Here is a 17,016-nt window from a genome sequence, read left to right as displayed (position 1 = left end):
GGTCCGGGTGTTGTAGGGCGCGGCGGGGGCGCCCCGGGACCCACGGCCCCCAATGTCGCGCCCCCCCCCCCCCCGGGGGCGGTTTCCCAAACTTGGGAAACCGGCCCCAGGGGTGTCGGCGGTGACCTGCCAGTCGCCCGGGAGCGTCCCGTAAGAGGCCGTTGCCGATCTCGCGAAGCGAAGGCCGGAGAGCTGCACGGTGGAGGATCATCGGGGGACCGCCATCCGACCACACCGAAGGAGCCGCTCCCACATGGGCGAGCCGATCCCCACAGATCGTGACCGGGCGATCTATCACCGCACTGGCCACTACATGGCCGACGTCGCCGAACTCCTCCAGGTCGACGGCTACGCAGTGATCTCCATCAGCTCGTGTCAGCCAGAGGAACTGCCAGACGCCGAAGATGACGGCGGCGGATACGTCGACCTCGGCCTTGAGACCCTTGCTCAAGTCAACGGGGCACCGAAGGATGGCCTGGACCTCCACCTCACATGGGACACCAGCAGCGGCTGGGCTCTCGTTGTGGAGGCTCGAGGAATCTCACCTGTCACCCGCTGGATGGGAGGCGGCCTTGCGCCCGCACCCGACAAGGTCGCCGGCTTCTTCCTCTCCGGCCTCCTGGACTTCCGGAACGCTGGCAGCGAGGACCGTCCCTACTACCGCCAGACCGGCGACGACCTTGACGGCCTGGCCGCACGGCTCGCCCTGTTCGATAAGAGGGGCTCCTTCAGCGCACGCTTCCGTCACACCCGGAACGCCATAGCCGAGCGCCTGGCCATCAACGCCGTACTTCCCGAGGGCGAGGACGCGATCCTCTCGGTCCCGGTACGCGCTGGAGAGCTCGCTGCCCTTCAGCACTTGATCCACCACGCGGGCTTGAGCGTCGACCTTCGAGAAGCAGCCGTACTCCTCATTGCGGACCTCAAGGCTCGCGCTGTTCGCACAGACGACAAGAACCATGCCCAAGCCGTCACGGATCACAGCGCCGGAGTTGAGCAGGCGAAGCAGGTACGACGGAAACGTCAGGGCTGAACGTCGGTGCGCAGTATTCGCACGACCGCCGTCAGCTCTCGGTGAGGCGGCGCATCGCGTCGTAGAACTCCTGCGGGCGGGCGGCCTCGCAGGTGTCGCAGTGGTACCGGTGGAAGTCGGTGCGAGCCGGGTGGTCCTGTTGGGCAGAGCCGCCGACACTGCGGAACTCGGGTCGCATCGGGCGCGAGCACAGCGGGCAGACGTCTGCGTGGATCAGTTCGTTCAACATGCGGCGGACTGTGCACACGGCCGCGGCTTACCGTCTCGGGCTGCTGCGGCGTCCCGCCTGGCGGGCCCCACGGTAAAGACTTGGTGATGGCCTCCCGCCCGGCGGGAAGGGCCCCGGATCGCACTTTTGCGCAGGTCAACGCCGGTGTTTCATGTGCCGGTGATCAGCAAATCGGAGCTCCGCCCGGGTGACGGGGTGCGTTATCTCTTCCGCGGCGTGATGGTCGGCGATGGCCACCGCCCCGCGGGCACGGCGCTGCGCGACGCCCAGGACGAAGCCGGAGTCCCGCCCGGGATCTGGAGGGGCCGGGGCCTGGACGCGGTCGGCCTCACGGCTGGGGACGTGGTGAGCGAGCGGCAGGCCGAACTGCTCCTGGGGGAGGGACGGCACCCGGACGCGGACCGGATCGAGCGCGAGCGCCTGGAGGCGGGCGACGATCCGGCGAAGGCCCGGCGGGCGACCGTGCTGGGCAGACCCATCGAGCACAACCGGTCGCCGAAGACCGAGAAGGCCAAGGAGCGCAGGCCCTGGCTGGGCATGGACTTCACGTTCCGGCCGCCGCCGACGGCACACATCGCGTGGGCGTTCGGCGCTGACGAGATCCGCCGGGTGCTGGAGCTGTGCCAGGACATCTCCGTGGACAAGACGCTGGAGTGGGTGGGGGAGTCGGTCGCGCAGGTCCGATGGGGGAGCGACGGCAAGCACCGCAAGCCGATCCGGGACGGCGGGCTCATCGTCGCCGTACTCCGGCACTACGAGTCCAGAGCCACGGAATCGAGGCCGCTGCTCCACGATCATGCGGTGATCTCGATCCGCGTCCGGCGGCCGGACGAGGCGGGGACGTGGGGGAACCTGTCGGCGGACTCGCTGCTGGCCAACATCGTCGTCGCAGACACCCTGTACCTCCTGTTCTTCATGGAGGAGGTGTCCGCCCGGCTCGGGTGGGCGTGGGAGCCCCGCGAGGTGACGCCCGGCTACCGGCCCGTGATGGAGATTGCGGGGATTGATCAGCGGCTCATCGGCTGGCAGTCGACCCGCCGCCAGCAGATCGAGGACGCACTGTCCGTCCTGGTGGCCGACTACGAAGACGAGCACGGGCATAGGCCGGGGGAGCGGGCCGGTTACGCGCTGGCCTGTAAGGCCGCCGACCGGACGCGCCCCCCGAAGCGCAAGGACTTGCGGTCGCTGTCCGAGCTGCGGATGCGATGGCGGGAGTCGGCGGTCGCCGCGTTCGGGGCCGACGTCATCGACCGGCTGGCGGAGCGGGCGCGGGCGGCAGCCGCGGCGGTGTGGGCGCGGGTGCGGCCGGTGGTCGACATAGTGCTGGCCGCCGTCGACGCCGTCGCCGTGGTGTACGTGATGCGCGGGGCGTTCAAGCGCCACCACCTGCTCGCCGAAGTCCGCCGTCACCTCTCCTACGTCCTGCGCGGCCGACCCCATCAGCCGGGCCTGGACGAACAGATCGTGCAGACGGCCGTCGACGACTACACCCGCCCCGTCGGCCGGGGCCGGATGATGACCGCCGACCTGTCCGCCCTGTACCCGCGCGACACCGACGACCAGGCCGTGTTGCGCCCGCTGACCCGCAAGCGCACCGCGCCCCCGTACGAGCGGGCCCGCCTTGCCGCCGGCGCCCTGGCCGCCCGGGTCCGCGCCGCGCGGCGTGCGGAGCGCCTGGGCTCCCACCCCTTGCCGTACGCCGTCGCTGTGCCCGCCGCCTCGAGGTCGCACCTGCGGTCGTTCCACACCGGCCCGAAGACTGGCCGTCTCCTGGAGGCGGAGACCGGCATCGACGCGGTGGAGCGGACCCGCCAGACCATGGAGGCCGCCGCCGCGAAGGTGGCCGCCACGATCCAGGACAGCAAGCGGGCACGCGAAGTCGCCCACGGCCTGCGTCCACAGCCCACCCCGGCGCCGGCCCCGGCGCCGCACACTCAGCAGCCCGGCATCGAGCACACGCCGGGCCGAACCACCGGAGGAGTCGCGTGAGCACCCCGGAAGAACTGCCCAATTCCCAGGACGCCGTCGCCCGCGCCCGCGCGGCCCGCGCGATGATCGCCGCTGCGCTCGACGAGGACCAGGAGCCCGAGCCGGATGAGCCCGCGGGGTGGCAGCCGGTCTGGAAGCGGCCCCGGACGCCGAAGTCGAAGGCGGCGAAGAAGCTGCAGCTGCGCAAGCAGCGGCGGCGGCTCCAGGACGCAGGGAAGCGCCGCCTCGCCGCGGGAGAGTCGCGCCGGCCCCGCTCCCGGCAGAGCCGGATCGGCAACGCGGCCGCGCGGCGCGATGCCCGCGCCCTGTCCCGGGTGCGGCACTCCAGTGCCTGGCTGTGGTGACGATGCCGGGCATCGCCCACCGGGTGGAACCCACGATGTTCAGCATCCAGTGGACGATGCCCGGCATCCGATGCAGAGCATCGGGTGGCCTCCACCGAGTGGAGAGTGGAGCCCACCCGATGGATTCCACCGGGTGGACTCCACTCCCGTGCGCACCACGATGTTCCGCACCGCACCCGGTGCGCGCCTCCGATGACGATGCCCGGCACTCGATGTTCCGCACCGCACCGTGCGCACCACGATCTCCGGTACTCACGCGCGCACCCCGATGTCCGGCATCCGATGTTCCGCACCGCACGCGAAGCGCACCTCCCGGATCGTGCGCGCACCGGCCGATCGCGCACCCCTTGTCCAGCTCGGGGCGGCGGATCGCCTACCCCTTGTCCTGGTCGGACCAGGCCGGTCGGAGACCCCTTGTCCAGCTCTGGGAGGCCGCGCGTTTCCCCTTGACCACGTTGGCTACCAGAGCGTTTCCCCTGGACAGAGCCGGTCCCGGCCGCCGATCAGACGGCGGACAAGGGGGTGTGTGATAGAGGGGTCCGCCTCGCCTGCGGGACGGCGAACGATCACGTGGTGCGCGCACTCGATACGCGCGGCGCGCGTACCGCACCGCACCTTCCGGGAGGTGCGCGCACCGGATGCGCGCGGCGCGGTCCATGGTGCGCACGGAGCACCGCACCTCCGCCGGTGGTGCGCGCACCCGGTGCGCGCGGCGCGGTCCACGGTGCGCACCATGGACCGCACCTCCCACCGGTGGCGCGCGCACGACGCGCACCACCGGCATCGGGTGGTGCGCTCTACGCAGTGGTGCGGCGCACCGGGTGCGCTTCCATCGCCTGCTTCATCCCGGCGGCCTCCAGCTGGCCCAGGACGTCGGAGACGTCGCCGTGGTCCTCGGTGAGGATGTTGTCGGTGAAGCGGACGATGGTCTGGGCGATGCCCGGCGCACCGGACAGGCACACGCTGTGGCAGAGGAGCTCCAGCAGAAGCCGTCCGAGCGCCGCCGCCAGGAAGGAATGTGCGCAGGGCTCCCCGTCGTGGTCGTCCGCTGCGGTGATCGGGATGAAGATGCGCGCGGCGACGTCCAGGAGCATCCGGTGCACCTCCGGGCCCATGCCGTCGATCACGGCGCAGGCGGTGTCAATGTCGTCGGCCTGCATCGCCCGGATGTAGGCGAAGGCAGTGGCGACGTCCTCCGGCTCCATCGGGGCGAGCGGCGCGGTGACGGTGTTCTCGGGCATGACAGCTCCTCCTTGACGGGCCGCCACGCTGATCGTGGCGGCCTCAAGAGGAGCCTCTAATTGCGGCCCTGTGGACAGAGTCCGGCCGCTGAGGAGGGAGATCTCTCCCCCCGCCGGTTGATCACGATGCGGTCACGGCGGACAGGTTTTTCAAGATCGGCGTCACAAACTCGCCGCGGACGACACCTGTAGAAGGTGATGGCGGGATAGGCCCGCCCCACCCTTCAGGAGCACCCTGTGGCGAGCACCGCAGACGACCCCGAGAACCCCCTTGTCCAGGCCAAAAGGCCCCCCTCCGTGGACCCCTCCATCACCCCCTCCGCGCCCCGACGCCAAGGACCGGGCGTTTCCGCAGGTCAGACACGACGAAAGGGGGGTCGCCGCAGGTCCGACAACCCTCTCGTTCAAAGGAATCCTCAGCACAGGAAGAATTCGACCGAGCCTCGACGCCGGGAACTGCTGCAAGCGCTGGGAATCTTCCAGAGGGCTACGCCCGACCAACTGTGGAAGCTGACCCGGCCGGACAACCAGCACGACAAGCTCGTACGGGACAACCTCCTGGATCTGGAGGAGCACCACCTGGTGAGGATCGAAACGGTCCGGGAGGACCAGCGGCAGGTGTGGGTACTGACGAAGCGAGGACATGGCGAGGCGAAGAAGCTGCTGGAGCCGAAGGGCATACGAGTGTCGGTGCTGCGCGAGAAGAAGTACGACCCGGTGACCGGGAAGCTGCTCGGCACCAGCTACGACGACCACGCCGCGGCGGTCACCTCGACGGCCGCCGAACTCCACCGTGCCGGGATCGGCCACCAGCTCGGCTTCCAGACCGAGATCGGCCACCGACTCGGCAGCAGCTTCGTGCAGCGGGCGGACCTGGTAGTGCGGGCACAGGAGGCCGGGGTGCCGGTGATGCTGCTGGAGATCGACCGCCGCAGCGAGGACGCGCACGACCTGGTGGTCAAGCTGCGCCGGTATTGGGAGTGGGGCCGGCTGCTGCCACGGGACACGGACAAGCAGATCACGGACCGGGTCCGCTCGCGGCCGGACGCGATCGAGCACGTCGATCACGAGAAGCGGCTGTGGCGCCGGTTCTACCCGCCGACCGGCCGGGAGGGCCTGGTGCCCCTCGCGTTCGTGTTCGCGGACACCACCGAGGCGAAGGTCGACAACACGGTCGCCGTGCTGGAGGAGGCCGGCCGCCGCTACTGGGCGCCGCGCCGGTACGAGACCCTCTACACGAAGGCGGTCACCGCGAAGGACTACGGCCAGGCGGTGCCCGTCGTCGTCACCACCCTGGAGCAGCTGACGGAGCACGGCGCCGACGCGGCGGTGTGGCGGCGGCTGGGACGGGAGGGCGAGCAGAAGCTGTCGGACGCGCTCGACAACCCCGACGGCGACGTCCTCTACCGCGAGCAGGAGGCCCGCGCCGACGCGGCGGACAAGCAGCGCCGGGCCGCACAGCGGGAGGCGGAGCGCCCGGTGTGCAAGCGGTGCGGAGCGAAGTTCACCGACCAGCGCTGGGAGGAGACCACCGCGCACCGGACGGCCTGGAGCGCCGGGGATACGTCCGTGTGCGGCACCTGCCGTGCCGACGACGTCGCCCGAAAGGAAGCAGCCGCCGAAGCAGCTCGCCTCCAAGCCGCCGCGGCACTGGAGCCGGAGGACGACCAGGAGTCGGGCACGGGCCGCGGCTGGTTCCGCCGGCGGACCTGACCCGGGCAAGCCGCCTTCGCCGGGCCGGGCGTGAGTGCCCCGCCCGGCGGGACGGCCCGGGAAGTCGCGGCGCCGCCGTGCGGGAGGGAACAACCCGAGCCCGGCGGTACGCCAGTGCCAGGCCGTAGACAGGTCTCATGAGACGCAGCAAAGAAGAGACCGCACCGGACCTGACGGGCGACCTGTGGCACGCCCTGGCCCAGCTCCAGCACACCCATCCTGACCCGGTGGGCCGCGTCGGGCCGCTCGCCCGCCCGGCCGGGCTGCTGACCTACACGGCGGCCGCCGACACCATCCTCGCCGCCCGGGTGCAGCTGACCGGCGCGGACACGATGCACGAGGTGAACGAGACGCTCCGCGCGATGACCGGCAACCTCCCCCGCGCCCACTTCACCGGTCCCGGCGTCGCCTTGGAAGTCACGCTCAGCAGACGACAGGAACTCCCGATTCACACGGAGCACGCCACCGGCCTCACCCAGCTCTTCCGGGACGCCACCGACACCATCGGTGCCCGCAGTAGGCCCGGAGGCGGCGTCTGCTTCCACTGTGACGGGAGCGGGCGCGCCCACTCCGTGTGGGAGCTGGCGACCGGGCAAGACTGAGCAGCACGGACGACCGCCGGTCTCGCTCGTTCGGGGGAACCGGCGGCTTGTGGCCTCGGTCGGCGGGGCTGCGCCGGGTTAGCATCCTGCCCGGCTAGTGCGTACTGCCGATCACCGCCCGCCTCCGGAGCCACGCCGCCGGGCGCGGGGGTCAAGGTCCTGAGGGGCCCGCTCCTTCCCGTTCTGCGTTCCGTCGTGTCCACGGCAGTCGTACGAGCCGGTGCCGGGGGCGTGGCCCGGTCCGGCAGAGGAGTACGTCATGCCGAAGAACCAGTCCACCGCCGCACAGACTGCCCGCCTGGCGAGCCGGAGCGGGGAGAAGTACACCGAGGCCCTGCGCCGCGCGGAGAACGGCGATACGCCGCGTTCCCCGCATGTCCTGCGGTTCCTGGCGCAGCGCTCAGGGAACCTCCACTATCTGGTCGGCGGCATCGCGGCGTCCTGGGCGCACAGCGGACAACGGGTCCTGCTCCTCGAGGAAGCCGAGGACTACTGGCGGTGGACCATGAGCGGCGTAGGCCGCGGCCGGAGCCGCCGCAAGAAGGAGAGCGAGCCGGCCACCCCGCCGGAGCCGACGACCAGCACCCTGTGGGCCTCACCGGACGGCCCCGGCCTTCTGACACGTCACACCTGCATGTGGCAGGTTCGCCACCCCTCGCAGGAGAGCGACCGCGGCTTGCCCCGCACCGACCGCAGCCCGCTCACGGTGGCGGTAGCCGACGCTCTCGGCACCTACGACGTGATCGTCCTCGTGCCGAAGTACTGGTCCTACCCGGACCGTGAGAACGCGACGGCGCACGTCGTGATCGGCGAGATCGACATCTTCCCCGACACCGACTGCAGGACCGCGCTCCCCGGCCCCGGGGGCGAAGAGAGGGGAGTGCCGCTGAGCCCCGAGCAGAGCGCGGCGGTACTGCGCGAGCGCTGCCTGGACTTCCTCTTCGGATCCCCGCACCTCCCCATCGTCTTGGACGGGGTGATCTGGCAGTCGTACGGGGAGCTGCCCGTCGACGCGGACTACCTGGCGGGCGTCGACCGGGACATGGACCGTGCCGGACTGCGCCCCCTGGGCTGGTCGTCTGCCGGGCGCCGGCCTCACCCGCACAAGGAGCTGCCCGAGCCCGACCAGCTGAAGGACCCCGACTTCGTCCAGCGGTACCAGCCCATCGGGCGGCGCCTGCGTACAGCGCTGGAGGCCCGGCCCGCCCACAGGAAGTGACCTGTGAGAGCTGGCCCACTCCACAGCCCGTGGGCCAGCTCTCCGACGTCCCGGTCCTCTTGACCGGCTCCCCGGGCTGCGGGACGGTCAGTTACGCAACTCCCCGCAACTGGCTTTCTCCGGAGGCGATCATGGCGTTACTTTTCTTCGGCACGGACCCGAACTCGGGCGGCGGGAACTGCCCGGCGGTGTGGGTGGACACCGAAGCAGCCCAAGGGCCGGAACTGGTTCTGCAGGGCAAGTTCGCTGACACGGCGACCCGGGCCGCGTGCAGCCAGGACAGTCCGCCGGCGGATGACGAGGGAGTCATCCGGCTCTCGGTGCGGATGGTCGACCAGATCAGGAAGGCATGCGATGCCGCAGAAGCCGCCCGTCCTCAGCTTTGAGGACCTGCTCGACTCCGCCCAACGGCACGCACTGCACCTGGAGCTCCGCGACGCCTACGCCGTGGGGGAGGAGCGGGAGGTCTACGACACCTTCCTGCGGGATGGGAGCGTGCCCGCTGACGACTCGGAGTACTGGAGCGGGTGGCTGCCGCTGGTGAAGCGCACGGTGGCCCGCGGGGTGAAGGTCTGGCGGGCCCGGGTCGTGTCCGAGCCCGTCACCGAGTACATCCGCTTCGAGCACGCCATCACCGACGCCAACCTCCGCGCCGGTGAACAGGTCCGCTGGCTGCCCCGCCGCCGCGCCTCCACCCTCGCCCTGCCGGGCAACGACTTCTGGCTCATCGACGACCAGGTCGTCCGCTTCAACGTCTTCTCCGGCGACGGCGAGGCTTTGGAGCCCGACCACATCGAGGACCCGCAGGCCATCAAGCTGTGCACCGAGGCGTTCCGTACGGTGTGGGACCTGGCCACCCCGCACGCCGACTACCGCATCTGACGAAACGCACCTCAAGGGCCGCCACTTTCATGACGACCACATCTCCCTCGTCCAGCGCCCAGTCGGCGCGCGAGGCGCTCGCCGTGCGGTTGCAGCACCTGCGCAAGGACGCCGGCCTCACCGGGCGCGAACTCTCCGCCCGGTGTGGCTGGCATCCCGCGAAGACCACCCGCATCCAGAAGGGCGCCGCCCCGCCCTCGGATACCGACATCCGCACCTGGTGCGCGGCGTGCGGCGCCGACGACCAGGCGGAGGATCTGATCGCTACCGCCCGCGCGGTCGACTCGATGTACATGGAGTGGCGCCGCCTGCACCAGGGCGGCATGCGCAAGGTCCAACAGGACTGGTACGAGCTCCACGAGCAGACCCGCATCTGCCGCGTCTACCTCTCCAACGTGCCGCCCGGCTTCCTCCAGACCCCGGCGTTCGCCACCGCCCTCATGACCCAGATCACCCGCTTCCAGGGCACCCCCGACGACGTCGCCGAAGCGGTCGCCGCCCGGGTCGCCCGCTCCCGGTTCCTCTACGAGGGCGGGCACAAGTACGTCGTCCTCATGGAGGAGTCGGTCCTGTACTTCCGCACCGCCAGCCCCGACGCGATGCGCGGGCAGCTGCGCCACCTCCTGGCCGTGATGCCGCTCGCCGCCCTCTCGCTGGGGATCATCCCGTTCACCGCCCAGCGCACCGTGTGGCCGCTGGAAGCGTTCTACGTCCACGACGACACCACGGCGGTGGTGGAGACGCTGACGGCGGAGATCAAGGTGACGCAGCCGCGGGAGATCGCCGACTACATGAGGGCGTTCGCCGGCCTCGCGGAGATGGCGGTGCACGGCGACGCGGCCCGCACCCTCATCCAGGCCGCGATCGACGCCCTGGAGTGAACCGGCCGCAATTACCCGCAATCTCGTTGAAGACTGCTCCCCACGCTGCGTAGCGTCGAAGTCACCGACGGATTGCCAGCCGGAGAGGCGGGGCCCGATGCGCACACACCCCGACAGCAGCGCCCCGGCCCCGGAGGGCCGCGGCCTCCAGTCGCCCCTCTACGGCGTCCCCTCCCCGGACCTGCTGGCCCGCGCGGACCACGGCTACGCCCGGTTCCTCGGGCAGCACGACGAGGACCAGGACGACGGGGCCGACAGCGGCGAGGGCACCCAGCGGTGACCGCCGGCCACCCGCACGAGACGCTCCCGGCAGCGAGGCCCGCCATGCACACCAGCACCCACACCGTCCTGTACGACCCCGACGGACTCCTCGGGGCGGAGCTCCCGCTCGACCGCGAACCGTACGAGTGCCTCGTCAAAGCCGTCCTCGCGTGGACCGGCGAGGACACGCTCGCGGAACGCGACTACGAGCAGATCGGCCTCCAGCTGACCGGCCACGCCCGCGCGGTCGCCTCCGACGTCCGGCGCCGCGCGGACCAGCTGCCCAAGAGCAGCGGGCCCCGGGCGCTCGCCGACCTCGTACTGCGCGAGGCGGAAGGCCGGCTGTCCGCGACGATCGAGGGCACCGTGCGCTGCGTCCAGAACCGCGCCCGCCTCGTGCGCGCCCTCTACGAACGCCTGGACCGTCTGGAGACGGCGCTCGCTCAAGCCGTCTGAACCAGCCGCTACCCCAGGGCGGCGGCCACGGTCTCCAGCACGGCGCGCTGCTGCGCGTCGATGGGAGCCTCGGTCTCGCGCACCGAGCGAAGCGTCGTCCCTTCGGCGCACAGCCTGCACAGCCCCATCACCGGGAACGGACCGGCACCGATGAGGGTGTGCGAGGCGGCGCTCTCGTACAGGGGCCGGTAGCAGCCGGGGCACAGGCGGCAGTCCTCGACTTCATCCGCCGGCGGCGCGTCCGGGCCAAGCAGCGGGACGATCCGGCGGAGGTTCTCGCCCGCCTCGGCCCATAGGCTCATCGGCCGTTCGGCTCGCCGCTCGAAAGTTCCGCCGTCTTCCCCGTCGACGGTACGGACCCGGGCCAATGTGCCGACGCCTTCCTCGGGGAAGTCGGGGAGGAACAGCAGGGCTGTCTGGAACCCGGGCCCTTCGTCCATGCCGATGCCGTGCTTCTGCCCGGAGGCGAGGGCCGCGCCCAGATCGGTCAGGCCCTGGCCGCCGTCGTCGTTGCGCAGCCGGAGCGACCACGCGGCTGGCACGCCATCCATCTCGGCAGGGGAGGACGTGATCAGGATGCCGTTGCCGGACTGGCGAACGTCCAGGTGGTACATGCCTTCGGTGGAATGGAACGCGGTGCCGAACCATTCGGTGGTCGGCTGTTGCCTCTTGGCCTGCGGGTGGCGCGGCTTGTGCTGCTTGTGACGTCCCATGATGTGCCTCGCAGAAGTGACCCCGTGCACGGGCCGAACGGTCCGCTCAATCCACAACCGGCCGCCCGGCCGCTCGGGTACGCCGGAGGGTCAGGCGGTCACCCGTACAGCCCAACGGAGACCGGTGGCGCCGCGATGGGTACAAGTACCGGTATGGCGCGGGAGCGGATCCGGTGGCCGGTCGTCGTGGACCGGGCCCGGGAGATCGTGGAGAGCTACGAGGGCGGCGTCACGCTGCGCCAGGTGATGTACAAAATCGCCTCCGCGGGCGTGCTGCCGCACACGCCGTCGATGTACCGGCACCTCTCCTCCCACCTCGCGAAGGCCCGCCGCGAGGGCCGCTTCCCCGACCTGATCGACACCCTGCGCGAAGTCCACGTGCCCCCGGCCTGGCCGGACGCGGGCACGTTCGTGCACGAGAGCCCCGACTGGTTCGGCCTGGACCTCACGCATGGCCAGTCGCGTGCCGTTTACGTTGCCGCCGAAAAGGACACCCTCCGGCAGCAGCTGACCGGATGGCTCGCCCACGCGGGCATTCCCGTCCTGGTGATCCGAGGGTTCGGCTCCCAGTCCTACGTCGACGTCGTCCGCGACCGCGTCGCCGCCGACCCGAGAAAAGCGGTGCTCCTGGTGGTCGGTGATTTCGACTGCTCCGGAGTGGATCTCGAACGAGACTTCCTGACGCGCACCGCCTGCTGGAGCCACACCGAGCGGGTGCTGCTCACCTACGACCAGGTCGTCGACGACTACGAGCTGCCCGCGACCGAGGGCAAGCGCGGCGATCCCCGGTGGCCGGCCTTCGCGCGCCGCTACGGATTCGACATTGAGCACCCCGTGCAGTGGGAGGTCGAAGCGCTGGAGCCGGACGAACTCCGGCGCCTGGTCCTCGCCGCCGTCGACCCGTACATCGACCGCCAGGTCCTCGCGCAGCAGACCGCCCGGCAGGAGGAACAGCGCCGCGCCCTGGCCTCCTTCGTACGGGGCTGGGGCGCGGCGGGCGGGACGTCGTCCTAGCTCTGCACCGGATGCTGGGCGGCCGTGGCGAAGTGCATGACGATCGCCTTCGAGCCGGCGGCGACTTCGTCGATCAGTTCGTAGCCGCGGGGGTCCTGGGGGTGGTTGCGGACCCAGATCATGGCGTAGCTGATGATCTGGTTGATGTCGCTGGGACGCAGAAAGATGGCGTCGCCGGTGTGGAGCCGCTCGGGGGCCTTGTGCTGCCACAGCCGGTAGTACCGGCCTTCGACCTCGTTGAAGCCGAGATGCCGGTCGCCGTGCGGATTGATCAGGTGAAAGGTGAAGGGCAGATCGTTCGGGCCCGGCTGCCAGGGCTGCTCCTGCTGGCTCACTGCGTCCTCCATCGACGTTCGGTGATCACGACGCACCCGAGTCTGTCAGCGCCGCTCCCGGCCTCGCAGAGCTTCCCCCCAGCCCGGCATCGCCGACTGCAACACCAGCTCCTGTGCTGCAACACGTTCAGTGCAACACCGCCGCGCGTTTCGCTCTGACCTTGGGTGATGCCCCGGATAGAGGTTTGTGGAGCCGGTGTTGCGCCTCGCGTTGCAGGCCCGCGCCATGTCCGGGCAGAGCCGCCGGACACCGACAGCACGAGGCCCCGGGCGATGACGCCCGGGGCCTCTCGGTGCACTTCGCTTGACCGTCCTGTTCAACGACCAGCCACGGCCGGTGTCACGCCCAGTCCACGCCCAGCGCCGCGAGGGCGGAGAGCTGATCGGCGGTGAGCTTGTCACGCCTAGAACGCATGTTCGAAACCCATACGCCCAGCTTCACGGCCACCGGCCCCGCCTCGCCGTCGACCACGATCTCTTCGCCGTGGCCGCGCGGCACAGGCCGGTCAGCGCCCTCCCGCTCCACCCACTGCGCGAGCGCCGCCAGACCCCGCTGGAACGACTGCTGCGCCTTGCTCGGGCCCTTCGTCGCGGACGCCGTCGCCGGGACGGGAGACGGGGCCTCAGCGCCCTTGATGCCCAGCACGGCCAGCCGCTCCTGCTGCTCGGTCGACAGCTGCGCCCACGTGCCCGGCTCCTGCTGCCGCCACCGCCACTTGCCCACGTCGTCGCCCTCGAAGATGACGCCCGGCGCGATGTAGGGCAGGACGCCGTCGGCGTCGACCAGGTCGGCGAGCACCCGGTAGTGCCGCTGCCAGTCGAGCGGCCACGGGCAGTTCCAGTCCGGGTCGATCGCGGCCAGCTGCTTCGCCCGCTCCTCCGCCCGCTTCGCGTCCTTCCCGAGGCCGCCCTTCCGCCGGAGATTGGCCATGTGCTGCCCGACCGGCACCATCGCCTCGCCCTCGCCCCACACCGCGTCCTGACGCGGCGCGAGGTGCCCCGTGGCCCGCCGGTACGACCGGAGCGCGGCGAGCTTGTTCTCCCACGCTTCCTCGCCCGGCTCCCACACCATCCCGGCCTCCGGCGCGTCCAGCAGCGTCTTGCGCCGCTCCTCCAGTTCCCCGGCCCGCAGCGCCTTCCTCTGCTGGTGCACCCACCGGCCAAGCGGGAAGTCCTTGGTGACGCCGACCTCGACCTCCACGTCGTACGGGACGGCGTGGACGCCGGTGATCTCGTTCTCGGTCCGCCAGCGGATGAGGGCCTGGAGACCTTCCAGCCACACCAGGGACTCCGGCCGGTACACCCGCGTACGGAGGAACGCCGCGATGGTGGCGGCGTCGCGCGGGCTGGAGAAGTGCAGCAGGGCGGCTTCGGCGGCGGCCTGGGTGTCGTCGTCCTCCTGGTCCTCGCCGTCACCCTCGTCCCCGGCCCCGACGATCTGCCCGTCATCGTCCCGCTTGACGTGGATCTTGCGCTTCCCGCTGGTGAGCGCACGGGAAGCGAGCTGCTCAACGAGTCGTTCATCATGCGAGCGGAGGCCCTGGAGGACCGCTACAAGAGGGCGGAAACTGGCGCTGGCGACCATGTCGGTCGGGTCCTCGTTCGGCTCCAGGAAGACCGGCACGATGATGCGCGCGATCTTCGTGCTGCCGTCCTTGTTGAGCCGGAGCGCCCGGCCGATGTTCTGCACGATCTCGACCTGGGAGCCGCGGGTGTCGGCGAAGCAGATCGCCTCGACTCCCCGCTCGCCGGTGATGTCGACGCCTTCACCGAGCACGCGAACGGATGCGAGGAACGCCCGGTGGACCCGGCGCCCGATCGCGTCGATGCCGTTGGCGAACTGGCGCAGCGCCTCACGCCGCTCGGATACGAGGTGGTCGCCGCACAGCCACGCCGACCAGACGCGGTCCGGGGGTACGTGGCGGCCGGCCTCCAGCTCGTAGAACTCCGCGTCGATCGACGACTTCGGCAGCTTGTCGGCGGCGGCCAGGTCCTCATCGGACGCGTCGTTCAGGTACAGCGCGGCAGCGGTCTCGGGCAGCTTGTCCGCGAACGCGCGGGCCTCTTCCACCTTCTGGTGGAAGGTCATGACCGTACGGAGGTTGTACGCCGCCGCGTGCTCCAAGAGCGCGGTCTGCAACAGGGCCAGCCGCCGGCCCCGCCGGACTTCCTCGGACTCCCCGAGAACGGGGGAGGGGTCGCGGATCTCCAGAACGTCGATCTCGAACCCGGCGAGGATCTCGCGCTCGATGGCCTCGCTCAGACCGAGCTCCGCAATCCACGCGCCGTAGGTGCCGTCCGGGTCGTCGGCCATGCTCGCGAGTTCCAGCTCCTGGCCGTCCGCGCCCTTCTGCGGCCGGGCGGCGGCGAGGATGCGAGGGGTCGCGGTGAGGTAGAGCCGGAAGTTCGCCGGGATCCTCTGGTTGTCGTGGATCGCCGCCCACGGCCTGCCAAGGTCACCGGCGGTTCCGTGGGCCTCATCCACGATGGCGAGCGAAAAACCGTCCATCTGCTGCCCGTACAGCCGCTCTCCGCCCGCCAGAGCGGCCTCCAGCGGCCCGCGAACCTTCCGCTGGCCCACGGGCGCGTCGATGTCCTCCCGGTCCACAAGAGAGGCGTACGTGGCGAACACGATGACCGGCCCGTGCCCGGCCCACAGGGCGAGCTGGATCGGGTTCGTGGTGGTGCGCACCCCGAGCTCGTGCAGCACCGCGTCGTTCTCCAGCGAGCAGACCGCGACCATCGGGGCCCGGTGGCCCACCAGACGCCACGCCTGAGCGGTCTGCGCGAGCAGGTCCAGGGTCGGCACGGTCACGAGGATCCGGCCGTCCGCGAAGCTCTCCAGCGCGCACGCGGCGGCCGTGATCGTCTTGCCCGAGCCGGTCGCTGACACGAGCGTGCCCCGGGCGCCCTGCGGGGGCACGGATGACCTTGCAGGGAATCCGACCCACCTTCGGAACGCCAACTTCTGGTCAACCTGGTGTTCTTTTAGATTAATACCCTGCACTTCAAGACCCTTTCTCCGACTTTCGCGAAGGCGACTTCTTTATTTCTGCCTGTTACTGGGGATTCTTTCCAGCCCAATACAAAGCCGTGTCGATATCCCGCGCAGTCCATTTGTCTGCGGCCCCTCCGCCGTCTTCGAGCAGGGTGTCGAGGAGGTCCATGTACCGGCCATAGCGGCCCGGACGATCTGTGAGGGTGAGCCCGAGGGACTCGATGGCTCGCTGGACCCGGCGGTCGTAGACAGCCATCCGCATGGGTGCTGCCGAGGTCAAAATGGCGGAAGCGAGGGCGTCACCCTTTGCAAACCCCGGCAGTTCCGAGATGGCGCTGCGCCCTGCGCGAGCTGCCTCGCCGCGAGAGAGATCGGGGTCCCTGACCGACGCGACGGCCTGCTCAGTGATTGCTCGTACCTCGCTGTCGGGCATCGACAGGAGAGCTGTCACCCAACGCGTCTGTGCGGAGAGCCGCTTCCATACGACCAAGGCCGCGATCTGCGCCTTGCCGAGACTGCTGGTGCGCTCTACATGCTGCGCAACCTCCCAGAAGATCTCGTCATAGTGAGGTGATACAGAATCTAGATACGCGGCACGCGCTGGAACGAGTACATTCCACACCGATCGGCAGACCAGAGGAGATCCCTCGACATCCACGTTTCCTCATCTCCTAGGCCGATTTACTGCGGTTGGGGGGTGTCTCGCTTTTCCGCCAACAGTACATGCTGCATCAACCCGATGCATGCACTACACTGGAACTCATACGAACGAGCGACCCCCACCCTCACAGCCAGCCAAGCCCGCGCCAGCGGGCCCCAAGGTTCTGGAGGCGCAGCCGGAAGGACCGTCAGGCGGGGGAGCGCAGCGGACCCGCCGGGAGCGCCCCGCACTCCCCCAACTCCCGTACTCGAGGCCCCACAAGCCCGCACCACCACACCCCAGCAGCCCGCCCGCGCACCGCGCGGCCAGCCGGGCGCGCAGCGGCCGGCCCCGCTGCCCCCAGGAGCGCAGCGGAAGGGGGCGCCCACGCTCCGCGTGGGCGGACGGGAGCGCAGCGACCGTTCCCCTTGCACATCGCGCAGCGATGTGGTACCCGCTCCGCGGG

General features: G+C 70.5%; 18 protein-coding genes. 12 read left to right on the top strand and 6 right to left on the bottom strand.

Translation table 11 applies throughout. The annotated features are described in order from the left end of the window. Window positions 1–253: 253 nt before the first annotated feature. Window positions 254–1,033 (top strand): DUF6292 family protein, encoded by a 780-nt coding sequence (locus tag ACIREO_RS38780; protein ID WP_404119528.1) that lies wholly within the window; start codon window positions 254–256, stop codon window positions 1,031–1,033. 31 nt (window positions 1,034–1,064) lie between these two features. Here the strand turns inward: ACIREO_RS38780 and ACIREO_RS38775 are convergent, their stop codons facing one another. After that, window positions 1,065–1,262 carry a hypothetical protein gene (locus ACIREO_RS38775; RefSeq protein WP_404119526.1) on the bottom strand — a complete coding sequence of 66 codons (198 nt, stop codon included), beginning with the start codon at window positions 1,260–1,262 and terminating at the stop codon, window positions 1,065–1,067. Window positions 1,263–1,481: 219 nt separating this feature from the next. Here ACIREO_RS38775 and mobF point away from each other — a divergent pair, with 219 nt between their 5' ends. Both mobF and ACIREO_RS38765 read left to right on the top strand, forming a co-directional pair. After that, window positions 1,482–3,251, top strand: a complete 1,770-nt coding sequence (gene mobF / locus ACIREO_RS38770) for a MobF family relaxase (protein WP_404119675.1) — start codon at window positions 1,482–1,484, stop codon at window positions 3,249–3,251. Beyond that, window positions 3,248–3,595 (top strand): hypothetical protein, encoded by a 348-nt coding sequence (locus ACIREO_RS38765; protein WP_404119524.1) that lies wholly within the window; start codon window positions 3,248–3,250, stop codon window positions 3,593–3,595. The genes mobF and ACIREO_RS38765 overlap by 4 nt, the downstream gene beginning before the upstream one ends. A 797-nt stretch (window positions 3,596–4,392) precedes the next feature. On the opposite strand, the gene ACIREO_RS38760 is transcribed toward ACIREO_RS38765, so the two are convergent. Then, the gene (locus tag ACIREO_RS38760) at window positions 4,393–4,836 is read right to left on the bottom strand and encodes a hypothetical protein (RefSeq protein ID WP_404119522.1); all 444 of its coding nucleotides are present in this window, start codon (window positions 4,834–4,836) and stop codon (window positions 4,393–4,395) included. A 456-nt stretch (window positions 4,837–5,292) separates the two neighbouring features. Here ACIREO_RS38760 and ACIREO_RS38755 point away from each other — a divergent pair, with 456 nt between their 5' ends. The 8 genes from ACIREO_RS38755 to ACIREO_RS38720 all read left to right on the top strand — a co-directional run bounded on the left by ACIREO_RS38755 (window position 5,293) and on the right by ACIREO_RS38720 (window position 10,850). Then, entirely contained in the window at window positions 5,293–6,549 is a 1,257-nt protein-coding gene (locus ACIREO_RS38755; protein WP_404119672.1) for a replication-relaxation family protein, read from the top strand. 137 nt (window positions 6,550–6,686) lie between these two features. After that, a complete protein-coding gene (locus tag ACIREO_RS38750) occupies window positions 6,687–7,151 on the top strand; it encodes a hypothetical protein (protein WP_404119519.1) in 465 nt (154 codons plus the stop codon). Window positions 7,152–7,410: 259 nt separating this feature from the next. Continuing rightward, window positions 7,411–8,370 carry a hypothetical protein gene (locus ACIREO_RS38745; protein WP_404119516.1) on the top strand — a complete coding sequence of 320 codons (960 nt, stop codon included), beginning with the start codon at window positions 7,411–7,413 and terminating at the stop codon, window positions 8,368–8,370. Window positions 8,371–8,501: 131 nt separating this feature from the next. Further along, entirely contained in the window at window positions 8,502–8,756 is a 255-nt protein-coding gene (locus ACIREO_RS38740) for a hypothetical protein (protein ID WP_404119514.1), read from the top strand. Continuing rightward, on the top strand, window positions 8,725–9,252 hold the full coding sequence (locus ACIREO_RS38735) for a DUF6879 family protein (RefSeq protein ID WP_404119511.1): 528 nt from the start codon (window positions 8,725–8,727) through the stop codon (window positions 9,250–9,252). The genes ACIREO_RS38740 and ACIREO_RS38735 overlap by 32 nt, the downstream gene beginning before the upstream one ends. Before the next feature lie 29 nt (window positions 9,253–9,281). Beyond that, window positions 9,282–10,133, top strand: a complete 852-nt coding sequence (locus ACIREO_RS38730; RefSeq protein WP_404119509.1) for a helix-turn-helix domain-containing protein — start codon at window positions 9,282–9,284, stop codon at window positions 10,131–10,133. Between the two features lie 97 nt (window positions 10,134–10,230). Continuing rightward, window positions 10,231–10,413: a hypothetical protein gene (locus tag ACIREO_RS38725; protein ID WP_404119506.1), complete on the top strand. Its 183-nt coding sequence runs from the start codon at window positions 10,231–10,233 to the stop codon at window positions 10,411–10,413. Window positions 10,414–10,457: 44 nt separating this feature from the next. Further along, on the top strand, window positions 10,458–10,850 hold the full coding sequence (locus tag ACIREO_RS38720; protein ID WP_404119504.1) for a DUF6415 family natural product biosynthesis protein: 393 nt from the start codon (window positions 10,458–10,460) through the stop codon (window positions 10,848–10,850). 8 nt (window positions 10,851–10,858) lie between these two features. Here ACIREO_RS38720 and ACIREO_RS38715 read toward each other — a convergent pair whose 3' ends face one another. Then, window positions 10,859–11,563 carry a hypothetical protein gene (locus ACIREO_RS38715; RefSeq protein WP_404119501.1) on the bottom strand — a complete coding sequence of 235 codons (705 nt, stop codon included), beginning with the start codon at window positions 11,561–11,563 and terminating at the stop codon, window positions 10,859–10,861. Between the two features lie 135 nt (window positions 11,564–11,698). Between ACIREO_RS38715 and ACIREO_RS38710 the strand changes: the two genes are divergently transcribed. Further along, a complete protein-coding gene (locus tag ACIREO_RS38710; RefSeq protein ID WP_404119499.1) occupies window positions 11,699–12,577 on the top strand; it encodes a hypothetical protein in 879 nt (292 codons plus the stop codon). Here the strand turns inward: ACIREO_RS38710 and ACIREO_RS38705 are convergent. From ACIREO_RS38705 to ACIREO_RS38695, 3 genes are all read right to left on the bottom strand, one after another. Then, window positions 12,574–12,912 carry a hypothetical protein gene (locus ACIREO_RS38705; protein WP_404119497.1) on the bottom strand — a complete coding sequence of 113 codons (339 nt, stop codon included), beginning with the start codon at window positions 12,910–12,912 and terminating at the stop codon, window positions 12,574–12,576. The two genes, ACIREO_RS38710 and ACIREO_RS38705, sit on opposite strands and share 4 nt — an antisense overlap. 340 nt (window positions 12,913–13,252) lie before the next feature. After that, window positions 13,253–15,919 (bottom strand): Helicase associated domain protein, encoded by a 2,667-nt coding sequence (locus ACIREO_RS38700; protein WP_404119496.1) that lies wholly within the window; start codon window positions 15,917–15,919, stop codon window positions 13,253–13,255. 52 nt (window positions 15,920–15,971) lie between these two features. Continuing rightward, window positions 15,972–16,568 (bottom strand): hypothetical protein, encoded by a 597-nt coding sequence (locus tag ACIREO_RS38695; protein WP_404119494.1) that lies wholly within the window; start codon window positions 16,566–16,568, stop codon window positions 15,972–15,974. Window positions 16,569–17,016: the final 448 nt, after the last annotated feature.

It is taken from the genome of Streptomyces sp. NPDC102441 (assembly GCF_044765585.1).
GTDB lineage: Bacteria > Actinomycetota > Actinomycetes > Streptomycetales > Streptomycetaceae > Streptomyces.
Note: the sequence above shows the minus strand (reverse complement) of the source record. Positions and strands in the feature narration are given on the sequence as shown.

Coding starts and splice junctions, on each gene's coding strand:
- ACIREO_RS38740 (WP_404119514.1), top strand. CDS start 8,502: ATGGCGTTACTTTTCTTCGGCACGGACCCGAACTCGGGCGGCGGGAAC.
- mobF (WP_404119675.1), top strand. CDS start 1,482: ATGGTCGGCGATGGCCACCGCCCCGCGGGCACGGCGCTGCGCGACGCC.
- ACIREO_RS38760 (WP_404119522.1), bottom strand. CDS start 4,836: ATGCCCGAGAACACCGTCACCGCGCCGCTCGCCCCGATGGAGCCGGAG.
- ACIREO_RS38720 (WP_404119504.1), top strand. CDS start 10,458: ATGCACACCAGCACCCACACCGTCCTGTACGACCCCGACGGACTCCTC.
- ACIREO_RS38775 (WP_404119526.1), bottom strand. CDS start 1,262: ATGTTGAACGAACTGATCCACGCAGACGTCTGCCCGCTGTGCTCGCGC.
- ACIREO_RS38780 (WP_404119528.1), top strand. CDS start 254: ATGGGCGAGCCGATCCCCACAGATCGTGACCGGGCGATCTATCACCGC.
- ACIREO_RS38730 (WP_404119509.1), top strand. CDS start 9,282: ATGACGACCACATCTCCCTCGTCCAGCGCCCAGTCGGCGCGCGAGGCG.
- ACIREO_RS38735 (WP_404119511.1), top strand. CDS start 8,725: ATGCCGCAGAAGCCGCCCGTCCTCAGCTTTGAGGACCTGCTCGACTCC.
- ACIREO_RS38745 (WP_404119516.1), top strand. CDS start 7,411: ATGCCGAAGAACCAGTCCACCGCCGCACAGACTGCCCGCCTGGCGAGC.
- ACIREO_RS38750 (WP_404119519.1), top strand. CDS start 6,687: ATGAGACGCAGCAAAGAAGAGACCGCACCGGACCTGACGGGCGACCTG.
- ACIREO_RS38725 (WP_404119506.1), top strand. CDS start 10,231: ATGCGCACACACCCCGACAGCAGCGCCCCGGCCCCGGAGGGCCGCGGC.
- ACIREO_RS38710 (WP_404119499.1), top strand. CDS start 11,699: ATGGGTACAAGTACCGGTATGGCGCGGGAGCGGATCCGGTGGCCGGTC.
- ACIREO_RS38715 (WP_404119501.1), bottom strand. CDS start 11,563: ATGGGACGTCACAAGCAGCACAAGCCGCGCCACCCGCAGGCCAAGAGG.